The 23,070-nt window shown below is 47.1% G+C and carries 18 protein-coding genes; 8 read left to right on the forward strand and 10 right to left on the reverse strand.

What is annotated here, in order from left to right; translation table 11 throughout:
* The 8 genes from CFF01_RS01165 to CFF01_RS01200 all read right to left on the reverse strand — a co-directional run bounded on the left by CFF01_RS01165 (position 1) and on the right by CFF01_RS01200 (position 11,501).
* Complete coding sequence (locus tag CFF01_RS01165; RefSeq protein ID WP_088903565.1) at positions 1-669, reverse strand: TorD/DmsD family molecular chaperone; 669 nt, start codon at positions 667-669, stop codon at positions 1-3.
* Positions 670-718: 49 nt separating this feature from the next.
* The gene (locus CFF01_RS01170) at positions 719-1,381 is read right to left on the reverse strand and encodes a DMSO/selenate family reductase complex B subunit (RefSeq protein WP_088903566.1); all 663 of its coding nucleotides are present in this window, start codon (positions 1,379-1,381) and stop codon (positions 719-721) included.
* A 14-nt stretch (positions 1,382-1,395) separates the two neighbouring features.
* Positions 1,396-3,915 carry a DMSO/selenate family reductase complex A subunit gene (locus tag CFF01_RS01175; RefSeq protein ID WP_088903567.1) on the reverse strand — a complete coding sequence of 840 codons (2,520 nt, stop codon included), beginning with the start codon at positions 3,913-3,915 and terminating at the stop codon, positions 1,396-1,398.
* Positions 3,916-3,947: 32 nt separating this feature from the next.
* Complete coding sequence (locus tag CFF01_RS01180; RefSeq protein ID WP_232479483.1) at positions 3,948-5,960, reverse strand: MtrB/PioB family decaheme-associated outer membrane protein; 2,013 nt, start codon at positions 5,958-5,960, stop codon at positions 3,948-3,950.
* A gap of 11 nt (positions 5,961-5,971) precedes the next feature.
* Complete coding sequence (locus tag CFF01_RS01185; protein ID WP_088903569.1) at positions 5,972-6,916, reverse strand: DmsE family decaheme c-type cytochrome; 945 nt, start codon at positions 6,914-6,916, stop codon at positions 5,972-5,974.
* A 637-nt stretch (positions 6,917-7,553) separates the two neighbouring features.
* A complete protein-coding gene (locus CFF01_RS01190) occupies positions 7,554-8,342 on the reverse strand; it encodes a substrate-binding periplasmic protein (RefSeq protein WP_157704914.1) in 789 nt (262 codons plus the stop codon).
* 92 nt (positions 8,343-8,434) lie between these two features.
* A complete protein-coding gene (locus CFF01_RS01195) occupies positions 8,435-10,096 on the reverse strand; it encodes a ShlB/FhaC/HecB family hemolysin secretion/activation protein (RefSeq protein WP_088903571.1) in 1,662 nt (553 codons plus the stop codon).
* 184 nt (positions 10,097-10,280) lie between these two features.
* Positions 10,281-11,501 carry a threonine/serine exporter family protein gene (locus CFF01_RS01200; protein ID WP_033540404.1) on the reverse strand — a complete coding sequence of 407 codons (1,221 nt, stop codon included), beginning with the start codon at positions 11,499-11,501 and terminating at the stop codon, positions 10,281-10,283.
* Positions 11,502-11,761: 260 nt separating this feature from the next.
* Here CFF01_RS01200 and CFF01_RS01205 point away from each other — a divergent pair, with 260 nt between their 5' ends.
* The 8 genes from CFF01_RS01205 to CFF01_RS01240 all read left to right on the forward strand — a co-directional run bounded on the left by CFF01_RS01205 (position 11,762) and on the right by CFF01_RS01240 (position 19,636).
* Positions 11,762-12,157, forward strand: coding sequence for an MAPEG family protein (locus CFF01_RS01205; RefSeq protein WP_088903572.1), 396 nt, complete (start codon positions 11,762-11,764; stop codon positions 12,155-12,157).
* A 141-nt stretch (positions 12,158-12,298) separates the two neighbouring features.
* The gene (locus tag CFF01_RS01210; RefSeq protein ID WP_088903573.1) at positions 12,299-14,590 is read left to right on the forward strand and encodes a YgiQ family radical SAM protein; all 2,292 of its coding nucleotides are present in this window, start codon (positions 12,299-12,301) and stop codon (positions 14,588-14,590) included.
* A gap of 74 nt (positions 14,591-14,664) precedes the next feature.
* The gene (locus CFF01_RS01215) at positions 14,665-15,012 is read left to right on the forward strand and encodes a YkvA family protein (protein WP_088903574.1); all 348 of its coding nucleotides are present in this window, start codon (positions 14,665-14,667) and stop codon (positions 15,010-15,012) included.
* A 510-nt stretch (positions 15,013-15,522) separates the two neighbouring features.
* The gene (locus tag CFF01_RS01220; RefSeq protein ID WP_408640501.1) at positions 15,523-16,113 is read left to right on the forward strand and encodes a hypothetical protein; all 591 of its coding nucleotides are present in this window, start codon (positions 15,523-15,525) and stop codon (positions 16,111-16,113) included.
* Positions 16,114-16,852: 739 nt separating this feature from the next.
* A complete protein-coding gene (locus CFF01_RS01225) occupies positions 16,853-17,740 on the forward strand; it encodes a hypothetical protein (RefSeq protein WP_088903576.1) in 888 nt (295 codons plus the stop codon).
* Positions 17,741-17,818: 78 nt separating this feature from the next.
* The gene (locus tag CFF01_RS01230; protein ID WP_088903577.1) at positions 17,819-18,166 is read left to right on the forward strand and encodes an Imm8 family immunity protein; all 348 of its coding nucleotides are present in this window, start codon (positions 17,819-17,821) and stop codon (positions 18,164-18,166) included.
* Between the two features lie 149 nt (positions 18,167-18,315).
* On the forward strand, positions 18,316-18,891 hold the full coding sequence (locus tag CFF01_RS01235; protein ID WP_157704915.1) for a GIY-YIG nuclease family protein: 576 nt from the start codon (positions 18,316-18,318) through the stop codon (positions 18,889-18,891).
* Positions 18,892-19,000: 109 nt separating this feature from the next.
* Positions 19,001-19,636, forward strand: a complete 636-nt coding sequence (locus tag CFF01_RS01240; protein WP_088903579.1) for a hypothetical protein — start codon at positions 19,001-19,003, stop codon at positions 19,634-19,636.
* Positions 19,637-20,272: 636 nt separating this feature from the next.
* Here CFF01_RS01240 and CFF01_RS01250 read toward each other — a convergent pair.
* Positions 20,273-20,851 carry a lipid-binding SYLF domain-containing protein gene (locus CFF01_RS01250; RefSeq protein ID WP_088903580.1) on the reverse strand — a complete coding sequence of 193 codons (579 nt, stop codon included), beginning with the start codon at positions 20,849-20,851 and terminating at the stop codon, positions 20,273-20,275.
* Between the two features lie 122 nt (positions 20,852-20,973).
* Positions 20,974-23,052, reverse strand: a complete 2,079-nt coding sequence (locus CFF01_RS01255; RefSeq protein WP_088903581.1) for a S9 family peptidase — start codon at positions 23,050-23,052, stop codon at positions 20,974-20,976.
* Positions 23,053-23,070: the final 18 nt, after the last annotated feature.

Raw genomic sequence — 23,070 nt, forward strand, 5'->3', positions numbered from 1 at the left:
TTAGCGAAATAAGCGGGTTTGTATTGGCACAATATTTAATATCTGGCTTAACTGAGTTTCAAAATCCTGCGCGAGTAATGCTAGTCCTTTATAGAAATTGGTACATGCATTGGATTCAGCTAATGTTAAACAGCGATTTGACCAAGGTAGTAAATGATGTTGTAAAATGACAAATAGCGCGTCTTTAGCTTCATTGGCATTTTTATTGTCGCCATCAAGCATTTGTTCTATCAGTTGATCAATGACAGCATAAAACAGTGCAATATGATCTACTGGTTGATTATCTTTTACGTTAAAACTAACTTGAATTTTCTGATAAAAATTCATTAATTGAATTGTAGAGTCGTCATTAATTATTCCTTGTTCCCCCAAATATACTGAGCCCCATGGCATGGCTTTGGGCTCACCTGGCCCAAAAAACAATTGACCATAATCTAGCTTGAGTTCAATCAGCTTTGTATCATCCCACTGCGAGATATATTCTGTTAGTAGTTGTTTACCTTGCTTATTCTGGGTTGAATGTGTAAATGTAGGCCAGCTTTGAGCAATATCATTTTCAATAAAAAATGTGATAGTGTCTTTAGTTGGGTAATCAATGAAACTGTGATGTAAAACCCTGGATATGGCTTGTAGCTCACGTAACTCATTCGTTGATTTAAAGGTTGTCATGGAAATATCCTATGAAGTTAATGGCGCCCTGTTCGGGCGCCAACAACATTTATACTTCAGCGAAATTCAAAATTTCACCTTGGCGACCACCGTGCTTATTCGCTTTAATGATCAAATTGGGGGATGTGATACTTTCTGGAGGTAATGGTGCAACATGGCCATCACTATTACCGTATTTGGCTTTGAGATTTTCCATGGTATCAAAATCTAATGCTCGTAAAGGGCATGAACCAACACAAATAGGTTGTTTACCTTCCGCTAAACGGTCATAGCAGCCATCGCACTTCGTCATAACTTTGCGCTCTGTATCAAGCTGTGGCGCATCGTATGGGCAGGCTTTGGCGCAACTACTACAGCCGATACAAAGTTCCGTTGCGACATGTACAAGGCCGTCTTCACGTCGTTTATGCATTGCTCCAGTAGGACATGCTTTTACACAGACAGGTTCGCTACAATGATTACAACTAATTGAAGCGTAGTAAGTAAATACATTCTGTTCAAAACTGCCATCAGCGTTTGTTGACCAACTACCGCCACCATATTCATATACACGACGCCAATTGACCCCTGTTAAGGCTGGAATCCCTTGCTCTGGTGAGGTTGTTGTTCGAATAATATCGCCTTGTCTATCTTTACAAGATACATGGCAAGCCTTACAACCCGTACACTTGGTGGTATCTAAATAAAAACCATATTGAGTTTGTTCAGTCATTGTTTTTTACTCCATCAAGCTCTAGCAATTTGTACGCGGTTTGTATGTTGTGGGTTACCTTTAGCCGAAGGGCTGGGTTGGTAACGAGTTAACGTATTAATACAACCACCAATATCAATAACATGCCCTGATGGACCGACTCGGCCCGAAGGATCTGGTTGATACCAAGCGCCTTGCCCAAGTGCGGCTACACCAGGCGCAATCCTAGGAGTAATTCTTACTGGAAGTTCAATTGTGCCTCGTTGGCTCCAAACATGGACTGTAACACCTTGCTCTAAGCCTCGGGCATGGGCATCTTGAGGGTTCATCCATACCGCATCCTCAACGGCTTCACGCAGCCAAGGAACATTGTGGTAACTGGAGTGAGTGCGTCCTTTGGTGTGATAGCCTATAAGCTGAAGAGGATAATCTTCTAGGGTTTCTTCATCTTCGTAACCCTCCCATGTCGCTTGGTATTTAGGCAAGGCGGTAATGGAGTCACCTTTAACTTCACTATTAAACTCCCATTCTGCTGCTTTTTGGGCAAAATCAAGCGAGTAAATTTCAAGTTTGCCTGATGGTGTTCTTAAGGGTTGGCCACCATTAATGTAGCTGTCTAGTGCTAATCGTTTAGTGCCATTGAATGAACGGAATACACCAATTTTTTGCGCTTCTTCATAAGATAAAGGAAGCGCTGGGATAGCGGCAGCACTTGTTGGCTTTGTTAGTGTTTCAGCATAAAGCTGATTTAGCCATGCGGCTTCATCTTTGCCTTCTGAATATTGAGCATAAACCCCCATTTTTTGAGCAATTAAGCCGCACATGTCATACATTGACTTGCAATCCCATAGCGGGTCTACGGCGGCTTTCATAGCGACTAAATAGCCCATGAGGCCCGTAGCATAGCTGTTATCAATTAAGTCGTTTGACTCTAACCATGTGGTATCAGGTAATAGAATATCGGCGTATCTGGCCGAAGGTGTCATCCAGCAGTCGCTAACGACGATAAGCCCACAGCCACCTTCTGACTCCTCAAGCTGCAAAATTTCATGGGTACCGTTTGAGTCAGAATGTTGATTAATTAGGGCATTTGAATTCGCAGCGAAGATAGCTTTTACATCATGTCCTAATGGTGTGTCTAAGTCCTCTGTGCCTCTTACGCCATCTTTTCTGCCGGTCATTTCATGCCCACGAATAATGGCATCTGAGAAGGTGTAAAAGGAAATAGACTCTTTGATTGGATTAGATAACCCGCCCAATCCCGCTTTACTCATTCCACCTTGTACAGGCAAGGCCCCATTACTGACACCAGCTTTACCTAATTTGCCTGTTAATAATGGCAACATGTAGCATGAACGCATGGCTTGTTCGCCATTAGCGTGACGGTTTACACCTGCGCCAATGGTGATAAATGGGGCTGAGGCATTCATTATTTTGTCGGCAATTTGTTTAATGTTACTTGCTGAAATACCACAAATCTTAGCAGCCCATTCAGGAGTTTTGGCTTCAGTAAATTTGCCAACACCTAAAATATAATCATGATAGTTTTCTTCAATATCAATAAATTGGGCATAACTTCTTTTATCTGAATCATTAGATATTTCCAGATCAGCTTTAGCTTGTTCTAATGAAGCCTTGTCATACCCAACACAATATTTATCTAAAAATGCTTTTGAGTTTTGTTCAACCCATCCTGAGTTGATCATCTCATATGCAATGGCTTCAGCTAATACCGCATCTGTTCCTGGGCGAATCGGTAGCCATTTATCTTCTTTGCCCGCCATAGAGTCGGTATAGCGAGGATCAATCATAATCACTTCAAGGCTGGGATTATTTTTTAAAGCTTGTAAAAAGTCGTAGCCTTCTCCTGAGCCTGATTGGCGCATTTCGCTTGGGTTGTAGCCAATACCAATAAATAAATCACTGTCTTCTAAGCAAACAACTGAAGAACCATTTGTTGAAGAACCGGCCCAGGTTGCATAAGCCGCATCAATTTGCTGCGCCCAAGAATAGTTACCGTAAATGTTTAGAAAACCGCCATTTAAGTTTAATAAACGATTAAAGCAGTTTGAACTTGCAAATCCATAATAAGCACCAGAACCATATAGTTTTAAAATAGAACGGTTACCATATTGTTCAGTAATTCTTGCTAGTTCACTGGCAACAGTTGAAGCGGCTTCGTCCCAAGAGATAGGTACAAATTTACCTTCCCCACGTTTGCCAACGCGTTTCATTGGTCTTTTTAAGCGGTCTGGAGCGTAAGTGCGTTGTTTTAAAGAGCGGCCGCGAGCACAAGCACGAATTTGGTGGTTATGACCATATTCATCAGTAGTTTCGTTATCAGCTTCTACACGAGTAATGACACCATCCCGGCTGAACACTTTTATTGGGCAATTTGAACCACAATTCACTAAGCAGGCTGACCATGTTTGGTTCTCTTCTACAGGCGGTGTTGGTGGTACTTTATTGGGCTCATCAGAGCTGGTTTTACAGCCAGTAACAGTGGCTGCACAGCCAAGTGCAGCGCTGGCCTTTAAAAAACTTCTACGTTCCATTTATATATCCTCTCGTAACATCGCGATGCGGCTTAGCGCAATACGTAGGTAAACGACAACATCACTTGGTGTGCGTTATAGTTGTGGTTGATATCGCCCAAGGTGATCATCCCTGGGATATCATTTACCCCTACGTTGGCTGCATCGGTATCGAAATAGCGTTCATAGCGGTAAGTAACTTTGAATGCCATCTGGTCATTAATGGCATAGTTGGCATATAAGCTGGCGCTGTGGTTGTAACTGTAATAGTCGCCAAAATCAGTTGTGCTTGGATTAGTGTTAGTGAAATCTCGAATAGCTGTGTTACTCACCGAGTTACTAAATAAGTAATCTAGCCCTAGAGTAAGCTTGTCTTGCATTAACCCGCCGTAACTTAGCCCAGCGCCTAGGTTGATAAACTCATCCTCAATATCACCGTACCAATCTGCAGCGGCAAATTGCTGGCTGCCAGCTTGTGTTGAGTTAATCCATTGCTGACCAGCAAAGGCATAGCCATCAAGATGTTGATTAAAGGCAATGTTTAAATTGACGTCGTAACCATAATCTTCTGAAGAGGTTAGACCTATTTGAGTATGGTCATAATCATCTTTGGCATAGCGGGTGGTGACATCCACACTTAACCAGTCGGTAGGTGTGTGGTTCATGCGCAGTTCTAACGCATTACGGCTGCGGTCAGCTAAGTAATACTTTCGCAGCAAGGCATTGTTTTCTGATGAAGTTAGGTCACTGGCTTCATATTCAGAGCCGCTGCGATTGGCATGTTCAGCCTTCATGTTAATGTTGAACTTATCTAATGCGCGAACATTAAACTTCATCCATAGGCTGTCATCATTGGTGCGTTCTCGGTCGCTAAAACTACGTTCAACTTCTTTGCGGTCGTACCCGGCTTGTAGGCGATAACCGCTGGCTATACGGTAGCTAGCGTTAACTTTGAAACTATTACGCTCGAAGTCTTGTGGTACATTCTGCCTAAAAGTGCCACTTAAACTATCGAAGTTGTACTGCATAAATTCTGCTGTAGAGCTTTGATTGTCGCGCTTAGAGTAGTCATAGCTGCCGCCAATACGTAAACGATTGGTGATCATTGAAGTGATGGCGTAATGACCATCTAAGGTATCAACTTGACCGTCCCAATTTTGTAATGGGTTGCCCGTCACTTGGATCAGATTATCGTCTTGAATCATTCGGCCTGTCCCAATTCGGCCGTTCATAAAGGTTCGGCCTATTTGGTATTGGCCAGATAAAGACACTTGATGCGCTTGGTTATCAGGGGTGGCTGAGAAAACATCATAGGCATAAGGCAAGCTTAAGTGGTCGATGTGGTTTTCATACACGCTACCGTAGTAGCTCAGCTCTGTTAGCCAATTTTTGCCAGAGAAGTTAATACCCGCATCAAATTGTGAGGTGGTCGCATCAACGGGTAAGCCAAAGTTAATGGGCGTAGGTGATACTAAACTACTTGATTTTGTACCTTTTTTGCTTCCTTGGCTGTAGTTGGCAAATACGTTATAAAAATCTTGCCCATACTCAAACCCTAAGCCAAATTTTTCCCGTTGTAATGCTAAATCAAACAGGTTGGTACTGTCTGAAGGAGTAAGCATTCCCTCGTTGTGCCAAAGTGTGCTTTCTACTTCGCCAGCACGATAAGTTTTAATGGCGTCATAGTCTAACGTCAGTTGATATTGGCCCGCTTTGCCTGCTGAGATGTGGGCGAAACCGTTGTCCATACCGAGTTGATGAGCCTGGAACTTTGTTTGGTAACCCGACTCATTTTGATAACGAACATCACTAGAAATCGCTGCCACACCACCGTCTTTTGCTGTGCCTAAGTTATTGCCTGCATGAATATCTGCTATGTCGTTATATCCTGCGCTTACGCCGACAGAACCCTGATAACCATAGGTATTTGTGCAGCGCTTACATTCATAGCGTTCAGTGTCGACAGACTCTGTGTTGGCATTGCCGACACCAAAGTTGGCGGCCATCGCGGGTGTCGTTGCAACAGCTATGGCAAGGGTGATCATATTGCGTTTAAATGATTTCATTTTGCTCTCCATTAGCGTTGCAACTGGCTGCCAGCAGGGTGGTTAGAGCCATGTATTTGTCCATGACAGTTAAGACAGCTTTTACCGCCACCAAAAGCATCCATTCCGGCTTCAGGTACGACACGAGAAGCATGTCCGTCAGGTGCGTGGCATTGCTGACATAGTTGAGGAGCACGATTGTCTAGCATGTTGTCATTCACGCTGCCGTGTGGGTTGTGGCATGAGCTACAGTCCTCGGTAACTGGTGCGTGTTCCCATAAGAAGGGGCCACGTTTTTCTGCATGGCAGCTATAGCAGGTGTCGTTGACCGTGGGCTTGTTCAGCGAACTTTCGTTCATAGAACCGTGGGGTGAGTGACAGTCAATACAGGTCATCTGATCCCATTTCATCGGATGAGATGAGCGTTTATTCATATCTGCTTTTTCTTTGGTGTGACAAGAGGTGCAGGTGTCATTCACTGAAAGCTTGTCTAAGGCTGGGTCTTTGGCTGCATGAATAGTGTGGCAATCACTACAAGCAATTTCTTCAAGGTTATGTGTGCTGGTGTGCCATGCCATTTGGCTAGCATCATTGTGGCAGCCTTGGCAGACGGTATTTTGAGTTTGCGGGGCGAGCTTACTGTTTTTGCCAAAGGCAATCATTGGCTCTTTACCGCCTTTGTTATGGTTACCTTGCGGCCCATGGCAAGCTTCACATTGCAGTCCGGCCATTGGTGATTGCTTGTTATTAATTTGGCCGTGTGTTCCATCAAATAACGCCATCACAGTGTCATTTTTGCGGTGGCACATAAGGCATGAATCTGCGCCCTTAGATGAGTATTGACCTTGCTCGAATTTTTTAACTAATTTGTTTTCTAGCTCTTGGCTATTGAGGTTATTCCAAGGGGACGCATGTGCAGTTGTAAATAACAGGCTAATTATCCCCGTTATCACTAATCGCTTATATATATTTATCATGTCGACTATTCAGGTTGAGGCTAATTAAATAGCTAAGTGGTTTTGATGGGGCATGCTATCTGAAAAAATATATTTGTAGTTGTTTGTTAAATTAATTCAATTGTGTTTTGGGGAAGCAGTCTTGTTTTGACCGTGAAGTGTGATCAAAAACTTATAGGGAATGATATTGATTCTTGTTTTTGGTTCTCTACACTCTCGTATGTTTATGTTTTAAATGGTTATTTTTGTTTTTGCTGAATATTGGTTTATAACTGTATTGTTATTGAAGTGTTGTTGCCTGATAAGTTTGCGGATTTTAAATTAAGTGCTTTCGGTGTTTTTATTGATCTGCGTTTATTATTTGTGAGGCGTGTCAATGGTGTATATATTTTGCGTATTTAAATATTTGAAATTCATCCTTACCTTACCTTATTTTCATTTTGGTTAAATAAAAGCGCAGGGTAGGTTTGTGTTTTATATTGCTTACGAGTATTAAGGTAAGGTTTGTTTTGTTAAGTTGTGGTGGCTTTTATGTGGGCCGTTATATGTTAGTGCTGAGGTTGCTTGTAATTTTGTAGATAGATATCTTATCTACTTAATAGTCCTCATTTACTTTTGGGTGGGGCTTTTTGTTTATGGCCTATCGTGTCGTCATGTCTCAATAGGGTATGCTCTTGGCGGCTAAGTCCTCTTCTGGCAGCCGTATCGGTTGCATCTCATATTTCTGGTAGATCTTATCTAAGCGACCCTGCTGCAAGAGTTTAACAAACAGATGATTAAACTGGCGTACCGTTTCGCTGTCGGTGACGGCCTTGTTGAAGGCGACGCAGTATAATATTTCCCTGTCGGCGCTGAGATAATGCAATTCGCTTAAGCCTATCTGCCTGGCGTAGAAACGGCCCACATCCTTGTTGACATAGTAGGCGTCAAATCGACGTTTTTGGAGCATGCGCATCGGCAGGTCGTCTCCTTGGGGATAGATGTCGGTGAGGAGGGGCGGCAGCGACAGGCGTTTGATCTTGTCTTGTTGCAGCATGAGTGAGCTATAAGTGTTGGAGGGGCCATAGACGCCGATTATCTTGCCAGCCAGCTGGTTTAACTCAGTAAGCGGAAAATCCTTTAGGGTGTAGAAACCGTACTCTGTCTGTACCAGAGGTAGGGAGAACCACATGGTCTCGGCCCGCTCTCGATTCCAGCCGAGGAAGATCCCTTTAGCCTCGCCGTTGGCAAACAGGTGAATAGCCCGGCGATAGGGGCGAATCGAGATGTCACATTGCCCCGGCCATTGCTGACAGATCGCTTGGGTAAGCTCGACTAATATTCCTTGTGCCTGACCTTGATTGTCTTGATAGCTAAAGGGGGCAAAGTCATGGTAGACGATATTTAGATCGCTGTCGTTACTCCATATTTGAAAAGGTATCTGCAACAGCATGATCACAAATAGCATTTTTATTCCCGGCGGGATCATGGTGAGAGGTCTACCTTTGTTGTCACGCTAGTTATCAGTTTAGTCTCATGGCCGAGATATGCTCGTTTGGCTTAGAAATGGCTTCTGACCTGGAAGCGCCACTCCCAGCTGTTGACCTCGGCGCCGCTGGTAAAAGGTAGAGTGAGATCTATGTGAGCGACGCTGCCATAACTGGAACGCGAGGAGTAGATACGGGCGCCGATGCCAACGCTGCCGATAGGACCCGATACTTCATTGTCATGATCCGGGCCGCCACTTGCCTGACCCACATCGGTAAACAGGGCCCAGCCTAGCTCAGCCAATTGATACAGATTGATGTTGGGATAGTTTCTGATTTCGGCGCTGATCAGCCATTGATTATCGCCATATTGGTAGTCGTTGGGATAGCCTCGTACGCCAGTGTTATCCCCTAAGGCGAACGGCGCGTCTAGATAGTTATTGTTAGATGTACTTAGCCGCATTTTCGAGTAAGCGGTCCACTTGGGGTTGAACTTGTAAAAATATTCGGCTGTGGCGCTGACCTTAAAGTAGTCGGGCTGACGGGTCGCTAACACTCCTTCGCCGTCCATGCGCAGCAGGACTAACTGTTCATCGCTTTTATACCCACGAGAGGAGTACCAGTTGAAATGATAACCTGGTGACGAATGGCTATCCGTATCTTGGGTCTCTATGCCTAATTTGAGATAGTGTTGCCAGCCTAAGTTTATGTCTTCGTTGTAGTTAATCAGGTAGATATTGTTCAGCACCCTATAGTCGTCTTCAATAAATTGATAGGCAACCCAGGGGTATAGGAAGTCTCTGTCTTGTGGCAGCTCACTGTTGGGGTACAAGGGGATATTGTCGAAGCTGTGTTTATCTTGGGTCACTCCCACTATGATGCGTGAGCGCCAATTATCTTTCTTATTTAGTCGCCAGCCATATTGGGCGTTGAGGTATTCGACCTGATGTTCAAATTCATTAATGTCGAAGCCGTTCTGTCTTATGGTATCTGTGCGTAGATCGTTGATAAAGTGCGCCGAATACATATTTTTGCTATCAAGGCGGTAGAAGGGCTTAGTGAAATTTAAAATAGTAGCCTGGCCATCACTGTTGTCATAAAAGTTGGCACTGAAGGTGGAGTGTTTCACCAACCAGTCGCTAGGGACGCGAAAGGCGAGTTGATAGCCGGTGCGATCGATATCGGAAGTGTATTTCAGGCGCGTACGCACCCCTAAACCCAGTAGGTTGTCTTCTTTGATCCCGACGGAAAACTTATTTTCGCCGCCACTGTGGCTGGCACTAAAGGTGGGAAGCAGTGACCAATTGTCCCAGGTCTCAACCAATACGGTTTCACCTTCGCCGATCTCTTCTTGTGTGGCATCTGGGTCACGCTGGGCGAAACTAATTTTGGCGTCGCGAATGTAGGACTCATAACGCAGAATACGTTGCGCTTCATCCAGATCCTTTTGGGAAACCTTTTCAGTATCATCAAAGCTGAGTTTGTTGAGTATTGTCGATTCTAGGGTATTAATGTGCAGATAATTAGCCCAGCGATGAATAAAGAAGGCATCGGGATCTGATTCATCGAAGATGGCGTTACTCACGACTACGATTTTTTTGATTGGGCGCTTTTGCTCGGATGATGCTGTTTCATTCTCTGTTGGTGCTTGCGTCATTTCCTGATTGTCGGCCGCCATCAGACCGCTGGCCCATAGGCAGCAGAGCAGAGGAAGGAGGCGCGCACCAGTTCGCATTATGATCATCCTTATCTTGGCTTGTTATCTTTAAGAAGGACGCAGAGATTAAATTCTAGACACAATTTAATAACACACCTGTAATGACAAATAGTCAAGGTGCGGGCAAGAATAAGGTGATGATTTTACTTGAGCAATTTCTGATGCAGCCCTATTGGCCGCATCAGAACTCGGGGTGATGTTTTTAGAGGGTGCGTCGCGGCGGTACGGCCACGTTTGCAAAGATTAGCCCTGCGATCAATGACATGAAGATCAGAAAGATCTGGCTGCCAATATGGGACTGATTCAACATGGTCTCACCTAAGATCAGGGTGTTCAGACCAATATAAGTCTTACTGCCGGGCACCAAGATCACTATCCCCTGGAGCAAGGCTATCGATGCAGGAGCCTTCATCCAACGGGCGTAGAGGTTTGAGTAAATCCCCACCGCCAAGGCGCCGAAGAAGATGCCGATAGATTCGCCAAGATAAATTCCCGCGAGCATGGCCGAGAAGAAGGCGACGATGCCGGCAAAGATCCCCCAAGGGGAGTCCTTTAGCCTGGCTTTAAAGATGATCACCAGCGCGGTTGAGAGTATGGGCACGGCCGACCAGATGGCCCAGCGAGGCAGGGGCTCAGGTTCAAAGTAGATCGCCTCACCAAAGATAGCGTTGCCGATCACCATGCCGAATATGGCTCCAAAATAGAGCTTAAACAGCAACATGGAGGCGTCCATGATACGGGCGGTGCCCGAGATCAGATCCCGTGCAGCCAGCTCTGCCAGCCCTAAGGTGAGTGCCAGTCCAGGAATAAAGACGATAATGCCCGAGAGGATCACCACTGGGATATTAATATAAGGATCGAAATAGGCGATGCCGCAGGCTGCGATAGCACATAGGATAGCCGCGAGTGGCTCCAGGGTTTCCGCCATACGCTTTGAGCGTTCGGCGCGGTACACCAGCCCATAGACCATGAAGCCGAGAATCGCCGACCAGAAGACATCGTTCCAGCTGGTGCCCATTAGCATGGCGAAGGCGCCAGCCGAACTGCCAAAGGCCAGCAGGGTAAGCAGCGGGCCATAGGGATTAGGTTTATTGGCGATCTCTTCGAGGCGCTCAAGCGCCTCGGTCAGGGTGCGCTTGCCCGAGAGCACCTCTTCCACGAGTTCATCTGTGCGTGCCAGTGAGCCCAGATCCAGTTCGCCCGGTCTGACACGGGCCATATGGTTGTATTCCTGATCCGTATCATGTTGCAACACAAAGGTCATGGAAGTGGGGGAGATCAGAAAGTAGCCCTCGATACCTAAGACTTTAGATATCGATTGCAGATGAGCCTCTAAGCGGTAGGCAGGGGTACCAAACTTGTGCAGTGCTTTACCTAATTTTATGATAAATCTGCGTTTTTCAAGAAACTCTGCGTTGTCCAATTGTACAGTCCATGATGATGAAAACTGGGGGTGATGCTTAAGCGAGCGCATCTTAACCTATCTTGTACCAAAAAGGTTAATGGCTTGGGAAATTTTTTAACGGTACAAATTGTGTCAAGGCCAAGATTCTGCGGTGTTTTTCATTGTTCTCCTCACGGCTTTTTGATTGGTCAGCGGTGAAAGCTTTGTGCTAGGTTAAGTGAGTTTTGCGTGGGAAGTTGCCATGCGGGTTGTATGGTCAAATATTTAAGGATAATCATATGTCGGTAAGCGTTTCGGGATTTTATATTGCTCTCACTGCTATCATGGCGGTGTTTTTCACCTATCGGGTGGTGCGCCTAAGGCGCGGACTCAAGATAGGTCTGGGCTCAGGTGGCAGTGATGAACTACGCTTAGCCAACCGAGTACACGCCAATCTTATCGAGAATGCCCCAATTGCGCTCTTGTTACTGCTGGTGGCCGAACTTAACGGCCTGGCAGCCGTCTATCTGCACGGGGCGGGCACAATATGGCTGGTGGCGCGTATCCTACATGCCATCGGCCTGACACAGGGTCGCGGCGGCTATCACTTTGGTCGTTTCTGGGGCGTACTCTTGAGTTGGATAGTGATCCTTGCTTTGGCGCTGGTGAATCTGTTTTATTTTATGTTCGCCTAGAAAATCGCCGTTATTGCTGCTTTTTTGTTCACACTTAAGTAGGTTTCACTGTTATACTCCGCCTCCTTTTTAGTGGTCGTTACGCCGAGCCGCATGGCGACTACACTTACTCTTTGGTTTGAAAGTTAGGCAGTATCATACATGCAGGTTGAATCCACACTCTTTACCTATCCTAAGTATCTGGGCCGCAATGCAAAACCGGCTCCCTTCTTGCCCATGTCTCGTAAGGAGATGGCCAAGCTAGGCTGGGATAGCTGTGACATCATTATCGTCACGGGTGACGCCTATGTAGATCATCCCAGCTTCGGCATGGCGGTGATCGGCCGTATGCTGGAGGCCCAGGGCTTTAGAGTCGGCATCATCTCTCAGCCTGACTGGTCGAGCAAAGAGGATTTCATGAAGTTGGGTAAGCCCAACCTCTACTTCGGCGTGACCGCGGGTAACATGGACTCGATGATCAACCGCTATACCGCCGAGCGCCGTCTGCGTCATGACGATGCTTACACGGCAGGTAATGTGGGCGGTAAGCGCCCTGACCGCGCCGTAACAGTCTATACCCAGCGCTGTAAAGAAGCTTATAAACAGGTGCCTGTGGTGATTGGCGGCATAGAGGCTAGCCTGCGCCGCATCGCCCACTATGACTACTGGTCTGATAAAGTGCGCCGCTCGGTGATCTTAGACGCTAAGGCCGATATTTTGGTTTACGGCAACGCCGAGCGTCCGCTGGTGGAACTGTCCCATCGCCTCGCTGCCGGTGAACCCATAAGCGAGATACACGATGTACGCGGCACCACAGTGATCCGCAAAGAACCCCTCTACGGCTGGAAGGGGATGGACTCGCGCAAGTTAGATCAGCTGCACAAGATAGACCCTATTCCTAACCCTTATGGCGCTGATGATGTAGGTTGTCAAAATCTCTCTGGGCCTAGCGACGTTAAGGTGTTTGATAACGAAGCGCCGAAAGCCATTTCAGTGCAGCCGCCGCGTCCCAAGCCTTGGGAGAAGACCTATGTCTTGCTGCCGAGCTATGAGAAGGTTGCCGCCGACAAGTATCTCTATGCCCATGCTTCGCGCATTTTACATCAGGAGCAGAATCCGGGCTGTGCCCGCGCCCTGTTTCAGCCCCATGCCGAACGCGCCATCTGGGTCAACCCTCCGGCCTGGCCGCTCAATACCGACGAGATGGACGGCGTGTTCGATCTGGCCTACAAGCGTGTACCGCATCCCGTCTATGGCAAGGAGAAGATCCCCGCCTATGACATGATCAAGACTTCGATCAACATCATGCGCGGCTGTTTCGGTGGATGTTCTTTCTGTTCTATTACAGAGCATGAGGGCCGCATCATTCAGAGCCGCTCGCAAGATTCGATCATCAAAGAGATCAAAGATATTCAAGACAAGGTGCCAGGTTTCACCGGCGTGATCTCGGATCTTGGCGGCCCGACGGCCAACATGTACCGACTGGGTTGTACTTCGGTGAAGGCCGAGAGTACCTGTCGCCGACTCTCCTGTGTGTTCCCCTCAATCTGTGGTCACTTAGACACCGACCATCAGGCGACGATCGATCTCTACCGCGCCGCTCGCGACGTGCCGGGCATTAAGAAGGTGCTAATCGCCTCAGGTGTTCGTTACGATTTAGCGACGGAAGATCCCCGTTATGTGAAGGAGTTGGCCAGTCATCATGTGGGTGGGTATTTGAAGATCGCCCCCGAGCATACCGAAGAGGGCCCGCTAAACAAGATGATGAAGCCGGGCATGGGGACCTACGACAAGTTCAAGGAACTGTTTGACAAGTATTCCGCCGAGGCGGGCAAGAAGCAGTATCTGATCCCTTACTTCATCTCGGCTCACCCTGGCACCACGGATGAGGATATGGTCAACCTGGCGCTTTGGCTTAAGGGAGAGAAGTTTAAGCTAGATCAGGTGCAGAACTTCTATCCGTCACCCATGGCGAACGCCACGACGATTTATCACACTGAGCTGAACTCGTTGAAAAACGTTAAGCACACCAGTGAAACGGTCGAAGTACCCAAAGGCGGCCGTCAGCGTAAGCTGCACAAGGCGCTACTGCGTTATCACGACCCCGCAGGTTGGCCAATGATCCGCGAAGCGCTCATCAAGATGGGTAAAGAGCATCTTATCGGCGGTGGGGTGAATTGCTTGGTGCCAGCCGAGACGCGCCAGGAACGTCAGGGCTATCGAGCCAAGACAGCTAAGACACCAGCGGGCAAAAAGGCTGTGACTCGCTTCAGCGCTAACCAGTTCGATGAGCGTAAGGGCAATGGCCAAGGTAAGACCAAGTCTAATGCTAAGCTTCAGGGTAAGTCGACGGGAGCAGCAGGTAAAGGCGGAGCCGGCAAAGCTAGCACAGGTAAGCCAGGCAAACGTCCTGTGAAGAATGCTTGGGGCACCACGCCGAAACATCAGCGCTAAAGCACCGCTGGTCAAAACGATGAAAAAAGGGGAGTATCTAATGACTCCCCTTTTTTATTGTACAGGAGCTTCTTATGAGCGACTCAAATGACGCGGCCAAGGTCGATGGTTACAGCGATGAGGGTTTTTGGCGTAAGGTCAAACAGTTTGCCAAGCAGGCCGGACGTGAGGTGATAGACAACGCCCTGTGCCTCTACTACGCGGCGCAGAGGCCTGATACTCCCAAGTGGGCCAAGTCGGTTATCTTTGGCGCCCTGGCTTATTTTATTATGCCGCTGGATGCCATACCCGATCTCACCCCAGTGGTGGGATTCTCCGACGATCTCGGCGCCTTAGCTGCCGCGCTAGCCATGGTCAGCATGTATGTGAATGATGAAGTGAAGCGCCAGGCGGCGGAGAAGACCTCCGCCTGGTTCGATTGACGCCTCGATTGTCAGCTGATTGAAAGCTCGATTGCATTAGCCCGCCAGCCGCACCTGGATCAGCTAGTTGTCCAGGTTGATTGCCTTAATGACGCTGCGATACTGACAAGCTTGGTGGTGGAGAGGTTAAAAGAGGCCTTCAGGCTGAAGGCCCCAGGGAGTGGTTGATACTTGAGACTCAATCGCGATTGAACAGTCCTATTATCTGTTTCAGCTAAAGGTTAGCCTTTCCAGTTTAAGTTGAAGTCATAGCGGAAGCCGAGAGTAACGGCGCGATCATCGTTTAGGTTGTCGTAGTTCTTGTCCAGATATTCCAGGTGTACGCGCACATTGGTCAGTGGATTCCATTATTATGTCAGTAGAGCAAGCGGACAAAAAGTAAGCCAATCTTAACCTGTCGTTAAATAGGTCTCCTGTAAATCACCTGCCCTTTAGGGGCTGTTTTATTCAGCTTTAATTTATCTCTTCATGCTAGTGTGGATACTCAATCCAAAGGAGCATAAAAATAAAATGGCTAAATCCATATCAATATTCCTATCCTTAGGTGCCGGCGTTTCCCTAATGTTAGCCGCACCCGCAATGGCCACTAGTACCGAGCAGACTCAGTTTTTCGATGCGATAGCCGCCCATTGTGGCCAGGCCTTTGAGGGCAAGGTGACGGCGGGCAACAGCGCCGACTCGGCTTTCTCTGGCAAACGCTTAGTGATGCATGTACGGGAGTGCAGCGACAGTGAGCTTAAGGTACCGTTTCATGTGGGTGAGGATCGCTCTCGCACCTGGGTGATCACTAAGACGGATACAGGGCTGCGCCTTAAGCACGATCACAGACATCAAGATGGCAGCGAAGACAAGGTTACCATGTATGGTGGCGATACCCAGGATGGCGGCAGCGCAGAGCTGCAATCTTTCCCTGTCGATGCCTATTCTATAGACAACTTCAAACAGAATGGTCTCTCCCAATCGATCACCAATGTGTGGCACATGGGGATCACCGATACCCAGTTTATCTACCGCCTCACTCGGGAAAATCGTGACTTTAAGGTGACGTTTGATTTGACTCAGCCAGTTGAGTTACCGCCAGCGCCATGGGGGCACGAGTAGCCTTGCAATGAAGGCTGGGCATTTTGTTTGGTGTCTGGCCTAGTTGGTATTTGATAGGGTTTCGAAGGTCTAACCTTCACTGTGAACTATCGCCTGCCTGGCGGGGGACTTTGTTTGCACTTTCGCTATTGTAACGTCTGGCGCTGTCGTCATTGCTATATGAGTTGAAGGTCGTACCTTCATGGAAACCTATCGCCTGCCCGGCGAGGGGCTTTGATTGCACTTTTGCTGTTGTAGCGTCTGACGCTGTCGTCATTGGTATATGAGTTGAAGGTCGTACCGTCATGGCAACCTATCACCTGCGGTGGGCTTATGTGCAGATACGCCTGTGACACGCTGTGTGCCATCCCTGGCCGCTCTGCGGTTTCATCCCTGAAACCGAAGGTCACCGGCGTATCTACACCGAGTATCTAACGTCTCTTCGATTTAACCTCACTGAATTCTCCCTAAGACAAGCTATTATTTTTCTATAAAAAACAGACAAATATTTGACATAACATGTTGATAGCCACTAACAAGGTAGATTAAAGTATCACCACTTAAGGACAGAGCTAGGCCTACTCGAGTCAAACATCGACCACGCCGTTCAGGGAATGAAAAAGCCAATCTCCACACGCCAATCAACTCCCTTATAAAGTTAACTCTGACCCCATTTATTTCGCGTTTTCACTGGTCCAACGAGGTAAACGCGCATGCGCACTAATAAAATGTTAAGCATCAAACTAAATCGAGACTTTAAATGGATCAGCAAGAAGCAAAAAACATTGATGACGAGATAGCTTTCCAAAGACATCAGAATGTAAGGCGACGGATGGTTGAGTTGTATCTATGGGTGTTTATAGGTTTTCTCATATCTGGCCGCGCTATATTCGATATGGTCATCGGGCGGGCAGAACCCATTGAAGTTATTCAAGTTAGATATTTTGAATTTTTGGTATCTATAGTTGTTGTGATTTTCCCAGTTCTGTATCGGCTTATCTTTAACATGCTTCCTTTGGAGACTTTGCGCAGAAGACGGGAGTTGATTTCTCGTGAGGTTGCTCACGATCAAATAGCATTGAATAAGCGGGAAGAGCATTCGGAAAATCTAGAGTCGCTGATATCTAGGAAAACAAGTACAGAAACCCCGGAAGAGTTCCTTACAAGCTTAACTCTAAACTCAAGACAACTGGCGAAAGGTCTATATTCTAGATCCGGCGTGTACTTGCTAATTGGAGTTTTGATTGCTTTTTCTGGACTTGCTTTCTTCTATCTCCAAACAACGAGATTAGCTGGAGATATAGATACCACAAAGCTACTAGTTTCATTGGCGCCAAACTTTGGAATTCTATTCTTTGTCGAGTTCATTGCGCTATTCTTCCTGAAGCAATATAAATCTGCCATGGATGAATTTCGATATTATGAATCTCTTCAGAGATCCAGAGAGGAAACGCTGGCCATTGTTAAATTGATAAAATCAAGTGGTGAAGATTTAAAAGTATACGAGCTAATTGAGAAATGCGGATTTAGGTCTACATCTGAGAAATTAGAAGGCGGCCAAACAACAGAACTCCTAGAATCTAAGAAGCTAAACAAAGATGAAGCGGAGATATTTGGGAAAATTCTTGATATTGTCGGCAAGCGGTAATGCTTAACAAGCGCATTTTGTCGGACTGGTTTTCCGCTGCGCTCCAAATCAGCCGCAAATGCGAGCGTTATACACCAAATGAATAATTTCGTTCCCGTCATCAGAAGTTTTGACTGTTCAGACTTTGATCCTATTGATAAATGGATATTTGAAGATCCAGCGGAAGTAGATTTCTGGTTAAATATTTCTGTTGGAGCAGAAGGAATGAAGGGAACCAATGACTTTCAGGTCCATGTGATAACACAAAAATCTCTGTCTCAATCGACCGATAAAGGTCATCTCCTTGTATTGCCTTATTATTCTTGGGATGAGACTTTAAAGGAATTAAACAAAGTTCTTTCCAATTGCGCTGACGTTAGTTGGGAAGGAATGTTTAGGCAAATTTCCAAACACTATTGTTGGGAATACGAATGGACGCATCGGTAAATGGTGTATAACAAGTTGCGTAAGTTTGCCCAAACAGCGGGCGGGACAAATACTCGCGGGGCTCGCATTTGCCCTTTCGCAAAGCGTTAGGTTCTTTGGTGCCCTGCATCTAGTCAGCATCTTGCATGGTAAAATTTTTAGAGGTTGGAATGGCAGGTAAAGTTTTTGGACATGACTATAAAATGGAGTGGCTTGAGCAGGAAAGGATCAGACAAGAAAATTCAATCGAAAACTGGATTTATATTGGAACTGATATTCACCGCCCAAACATGGCCAAAATAGGATTAACTACAGGCTTGCTGAGAACAAGGGCAAGCGGAAGTCAAAATCCTTTTTATACTCTATTCTGTTCTTTCAAAATAAAAGATGGGATTGACCCTAAAAAAGTGGCTGCAATAGAGGATTCAGTAAAAGAATTTTTGAGTGGGCTATACACGTGCATACCACATGAAACTTCGGGTAGGCGGTCTGAATGGTTTTATGTAACCCCAATGGAGATGAGGGAGCGTGTTCACGATTTTCTTTATGATAACTTTAGTTGGGAAATGTATTGCTATCATTGCAACATTCGCGATGTCGGTGTGATCTACTCTTGGGAAAATTCTAAATTGATTGAAGGTTCATCGCGTGCTCCTTATCAGGCACAAGATTTAAGTTCACCACCGGTCGATCCCAACTGCTATATGCCAGGTGGCTGTGGTGCAGACTGCAATTGCTGGGATTAAACGTAAGCAAATTTAAACAGAACCTAACAAGCGCATGTTGTCGGACTGGCTTTCCGCTGCGCTCCAAACCAGCCGCAAATGCGGGCGTTAGGCTCTTTAGAGGAAAATAATGAACGAAAGTATATTTACGCTAATTGGTGTCTCAGTTAGTTTAGTGATTGCTCTGCTCTTTGCATTTTGGCAGATTTTGACTGTTTTGGTGGATGTAATTAAGTCTAAGAATGATCGTAAGCTAAAAGAAGATATTGCTAATGCACTTAAAAATGGTGTGCCAACCTGGGAACATATCAAAGCAATCGAATCATGTTACTCTTTGCTGTCTCCCAACTCCTTAAAGCGAAGTTTAAATAACCTAATAAAGCAGGAGGTTGTAAACGGAGTTACAGAAGATAGTAAATCCTTGACCTTGCTTGAGGAGTGGGCAAACAAGCTTAAGTCAGACGAACCATTTGAGGGAATACCACCAGAGTTAAAGCTACCATTAGAACGAATAAGGCAGGAAGCTCCAGAACATCAACATATGATAGAGCTGCTTGTTTCCCAACTTCAAGAATATACGGACCAAGCTAGAGGAGAGAAAAAAAGAAACTCCGTAATTTCCATTGTTGGTCTTCTAGTCGGTATTGGTGGTTTTGCTATTGGAGCGTATCAAATCTATGTTTCAGCTGATTCTGAGCATAATAGTCCACAACAAGAGGCTGTACTGACCACAGAGCCTAACAAATTGCTTAAGAGTGATTCGTAACGCGTGGCATTTTTACTGTGCGGTGGCTAATGTGATTAGGGCGCTGTGCGGTAGCTTTTGAATTGCGTTACTCACACCTTAATAACAGGGCGTTATTTATACAACCATTAATCTGTATTTGATGATTGCTAGAGCGGAAAATCTAACGCACTTTTATCCGAAAAACTTGGCTTAACCAAGCTCATGGATACCAATTGTGACTAAATCGAAGAGACAGATAACTCGGTGTAAACACATTTGTGACCTTCCGAGGCATGGATGCCGAGGTAGAGCTCACATGGAGGTGCTCGTAGCGTGTCACAAATGTGTTTGCACATAAAGCCTGCGGCAGGCAATTAATACATGATTAAGTCATGGTTCAAAGCTAACTTTCCAAATACCAAAGTCAGTTTAATGCTCAGTTAACAAGACCTTTCCTGAAAAGGCCAGTTAGGCAGCTTTGTGCTGCATAAGCTGCAGGCAATTGATACACCATGAAGCTATGGCTTCAAATCCCCTTTATAAACCCCTAAGCAGGTCGAAGCTTCACTCCGAAAAGCGCAGAACAATCTTCGTTATCAAGTCGATTATCGAAAATCACCCTGAGATGGGAAAGAAGAAAGGAGGGAGCCATCTGACTCCCTCTCAGATAGCCCCTTATTTGGGGTCAAAGGTAAAGGATTGCCCTGCGAGCGCGGCCTCATACATCAGGCCACCTTTGGCGGCGGTGAAAATCGCCATGCCGTTGATGTAGGCGGCACTGGCGGTCTTGTTACTGCCTGATTTGCCGGCGGCTGCCGAGTTACCCGTGGTGCCCACTTGGGCATTGGCGCCGACATTGATGGCGACAGCCGAGGCGCTGGCACCGAACTCGAAACTGCCACTGGTGAACTCTTGATAAGCTTTGGCATCTTTGAAGAAGATGATCTCGCTATAGGCCTGGCCACCTAGCTGAAAACCGATGGAAAGTTGTGACAGGCTGGAGTCGCCAGTGTGAACGCCCCCCTTATAGACCCGGCCCTTACCGTAGGCTGCACCTATACCTATACCGCCCTTACCGACGGTGGGAAAGATGGCGTAACCATAGGCTGTGTTAAAGAAACTCTGAGTGTCGGGAGCTTTTTTGAAGTTGGCGATCGCCTCAGCGTAGCTGTCGGCGGCGAGTGTCATGGGGGATGTCAGTAATCCCAAAGCAACACAACAACTTAAAATTAAGGTAGACAGATACTTTTGCATGATGACCTCCATTGATCTCGATGGCTTTAGCATAGTCTGCCTTAAGGAGGATTGAAAATGGAAGTTGATGAAAAAAGCGCCAAAATTGGCGCTTTCTTGTTTTGTGTCAGCTCTGGTTAAGTTTACTTTGTCTCGTTGAGGCTTTTACCCAGAACATAGTGCTCAAACCATTGCTTGTCCCAGTCCATCTTGGCCTGTCTGTGCTGGTATTTGCTCAGCCCATGGCCTTCGCCCGGATACACCACGAGTTCGACCGGTACATCCAGGTAGTGCTTTAGGGCACGATAGAGGCCTTGAGCATGTCCAACAGGCACACGCTGATCGTTCTCGCCTATGTGGATCAGGGTCGGTGTCTTGATCTTGTCGGCATGGGTCAGTGACGAGCCGTGGGTATAGGCCTCAGGTTTCTCCCAGGGCAGTCCCTGCATAAAGTTGATCACATGGCCTGGGGTGTCCTCAAGCATCCACTGCAAACGCTGGTCGAACACGCCGGCGCCGGAGCTGGCGGCCTTAAAGCGGTTGGTGGTGCTGATAAGGGCGTTGGTGAGGTAGCCGCCGTTGCTCCAGCCCATTACCGCCATCTTGTCGCCATCGGCAATGCCTTGCTTGATCAGGTGATCGACACCGGCCATGATGTCGGCCACTTCAATCTCATGCTCATGGCCAACGAGATCCGTGAGGAACTTGTCACCATAGCCGGTGGAGCCACGATAGTTGGGTGACAGGAGTGCCCAGCCGTTGGCGGTAAAAGTGCTGCGGCCATAAGATCTGTGTTGCAGCGCGTACGGCGTGGCAGAGGTAGGGCCGCCGTGGATCTGTACGATCAGCGGCAGAGGGCCGTCGCTCTTCTTGTAGCCAGCGGGAAGATCCAGTATTCCCTCTACCTGACTGCCATCTGGCGCCGTCCATTTCACCACTGAGATCTCTGGCAAAATCCAGCTGTCGACCTGAGGGTTGATATTGGTCAGTCGCTTGTATTTGGCCTTCTTGCTGGCGGCGTCGGCGATGAAAAGATCGCTGAAATGCTCCAGACCATTGTGGCTGAAGGCCAGTTTCGTACCGTCTTGGCTGAAACTATAGCTGCCCATCACCAGATCACCGGCCAGCACGGTACGAGTGTCGCCCTGTGATTGACCATCTATCTCGCTACAGAAGAGTTTTACCCTGGCGTGGTCGTAACCGCGGTAACAGAGCTCGTCGCTGTTAGGTCGCCAATGGATATCGCTGGAGTTGAAGGTGGTGTCACCCTTGGTTTTAAGCTCGATAGGCTTGGCTTTGTCATTTTGTGGTTCAGCCACAAACAGCTTGCCTGGATGGCCATCAAAGTCGATACGAAATGCCAGACGTTGGTTATCTTGGTGCCATGCCAGGCCTAGTAGCCAGCCGTAAGGTGAAGGCGCCTTTTCACGCCAGGCGGTGTCTTCTAATACCTTGTTTTGCTTTGACTGGGTGTTGTACACCTCAATGTTCGACCAGCCCTCGAGGTTGACCAGTTCGTTATCTTGGGTGGTGATACGGGCTATCTGACTCGCATCAGGGGTGACACTAAAGTCCCATACTACCTTGTTATCGTCCAGAACCAGGCTCTGCTGGTAGTGGTCGAGATCTAACTTGTAGAGGGGGTTAGTCGTAACCTTGCCATGACCATATTTAGGTGCACCATGTTTGGCACGCATATCGGCCCAGATATCTTTGTCTGTGGTGCTCTTGTTGGCGAGGAAGTAGAGGTTCTTACCATCTTGACTGAGCTGGAACTGTTTTACCCCTTCGGCCTCTTTGGTGATGGGCACGGCTTCTGAGCCGTTAACGGCGATTCTAAATACTTGAGCCTTGCCGTTATAGGGGGCTTTGTTCTCTTCGCGGGTTTGCTTGACCAGGTAGTAGACGTAGCTGCCGTCAGGACTCCACTGAGGGCTGGACTCGCTCTCGTTGGTAAAGGTCAGGCGACGGGTCTTACGTGACTTGGTATCGATGAGCCAGAGGTCTTTTTGTGCCTTGTCGAGCTCTTTATCCCAGCGGGACTCCAGCCAGATGGCATGTTTGCCGTCAGGGCTGAGCTTAACGTTGCCCATGTTGCCTATAGTAAAAAAGTCGTCCGTGGTGATCTGGTGAGTACGTTCACCTGCATAAACGCTGCTTCCTAGCCCCATGGCGCCCGCACAGATCACCGCTAGTGTGGTGAGTTTATATCCCCTTCCCATCTTGATCCCTTCTGTCGT

Source organism: Shewanella marisflavi, from assembly GCF_002215585.1.
Classification (GTDB): Bacteria; Pseudomonadota; Gammaproteobacteria; order Enterobacterales; family Shewanellaceae; genus Shewanella; species Shewanella marisflavi.

What these genes read in the sequence shown, in the direction of transcription:
- CFF01_RS01165 (WP_088903565.1), bottom strand. Translation starts at nt 669, where the DNA reads ATGACAACCTTTAAATCAACGAATGAGTTACGTGAGCTACAAGCCATA.
- CFF01_RS01170 (WP_088903566.1), bottom strand. Translation starts at nt 1,381, where the DNA reads ATGACTGAACAAACTCAATATGGTTTTTATTTAGATACCACCAAGTGT.
- CFF01_RS01175 (WP_088903567.1), bottom strand. Translation starts at nt 3,915, where the DNA reads ATGGAACGTAGAAGTTTTTTAAAGGCCAGCGCTGCACTTGGCTGTGCA.
- CFF01_RS01180 (WP_232479483.1), bottom strand. Translation starts at nt 5,960, where the DNA reads ATGAAATCATTTAAACGCAATATGATCACCCTTGCCATAGCTGTTGCA.
- CFF01_RS01185 (WP_088903569.1), bottom strand. Translation starts at nt 6,916, where the DNA reads ATGATAAATATATATAAGCGATTAGTGATAACGGGGATAATTAGCCTG.
- CFF01_RS01190 (WP_157704914.1), bottom strand. Translation starts at nt 8,342, where the DNA reads ATGCTATTTGTGATCATGCTGTTGCAGATACCTTTTCAAATATGGAGT.
- CFF01_RS01195 (WP_088903571.1), bottom strand. Translation starts at nt 10,096, where the DNA reads ATGCGAACTGGTGCGCGCCTCCTTCCTCTGCTCTGCTGCCTATGGGCC.
- CFF01_RS01205 (WP_088903572.1), top strand. Translation starts at nt 11,762, where the DNA reads ATGTCGGTAAGCGTTTCGGGATTTTATATTGCTCTCACTGCTATCATG.
- CFF01_RS01210 (WP_088903573.1), top strand. Translation starts at nt 12,299, where the DNA reads ATGCAGGTTGAATCCACACTCTTTACCTATCCTAAGTATCTGGGCCGC.
- CFF01_RS01215 (WP_088903574.1), top strand. Translation starts at nt 14,665, where the DNA reads ATGAGCGACTCAAATGACGCGGCCAAGGTCGATGGTTACAGCGATGAG.
- CFF01_RS01220 (WP_408640501.1), top strand. Translation starts at nt 15,523, where the DNA reads ATGGCTAAATCCATATCAATATTCCTATCCTTAGGTGCCGGCGTTTCC.
- CFF01_RS01225 (WP_088903576.1), top strand. Translation starts at nt 16,853, where the DNA reads ATGGATCAGCAAGAAGCAAAAAACATTGATGACGAGATAGCTTTCCAA.
- CFF01_RS01230 (WP_088903577.1), top strand. Translation starts at nt 17,819, where the DNA reads ATGAATAATTTCGTTCCCGTCATCAGAAGTTTTGACTGTTCAGACTTT.
- CFF01_RS01235 (WP_157704915.1), top strand. Translation starts at nt 18,316, where the DNA reads ATGGCAGGTAAAGTTTTTGGACATGACTATAAAATGGAGTGGCTTGAG.
- CFF01_RS01240 (WP_088903579.1), top strand. Translation starts at nt 19,001, where the DNA reads ATGAACGAAAGTATATTTACGCTAATTGGTGTCTCAGTTAGTTTAGTG.
- CFF01_RS01250 (WP_088903580.1), bottom strand. Translation starts at nt 20,851, where the DNA reads ATGCAAAAGTATCTGTCTACCTTAATTTTAAGTTGTTGTGTTGCTTTG.
- CFF01_RS01255 (WP_088903581.1), bottom strand. Translation starts at nt 23,052, where the DNA reads ATGGGAAGGGGATATAAACTCACCACACTAGCGGTGATCTGTGCGGGC.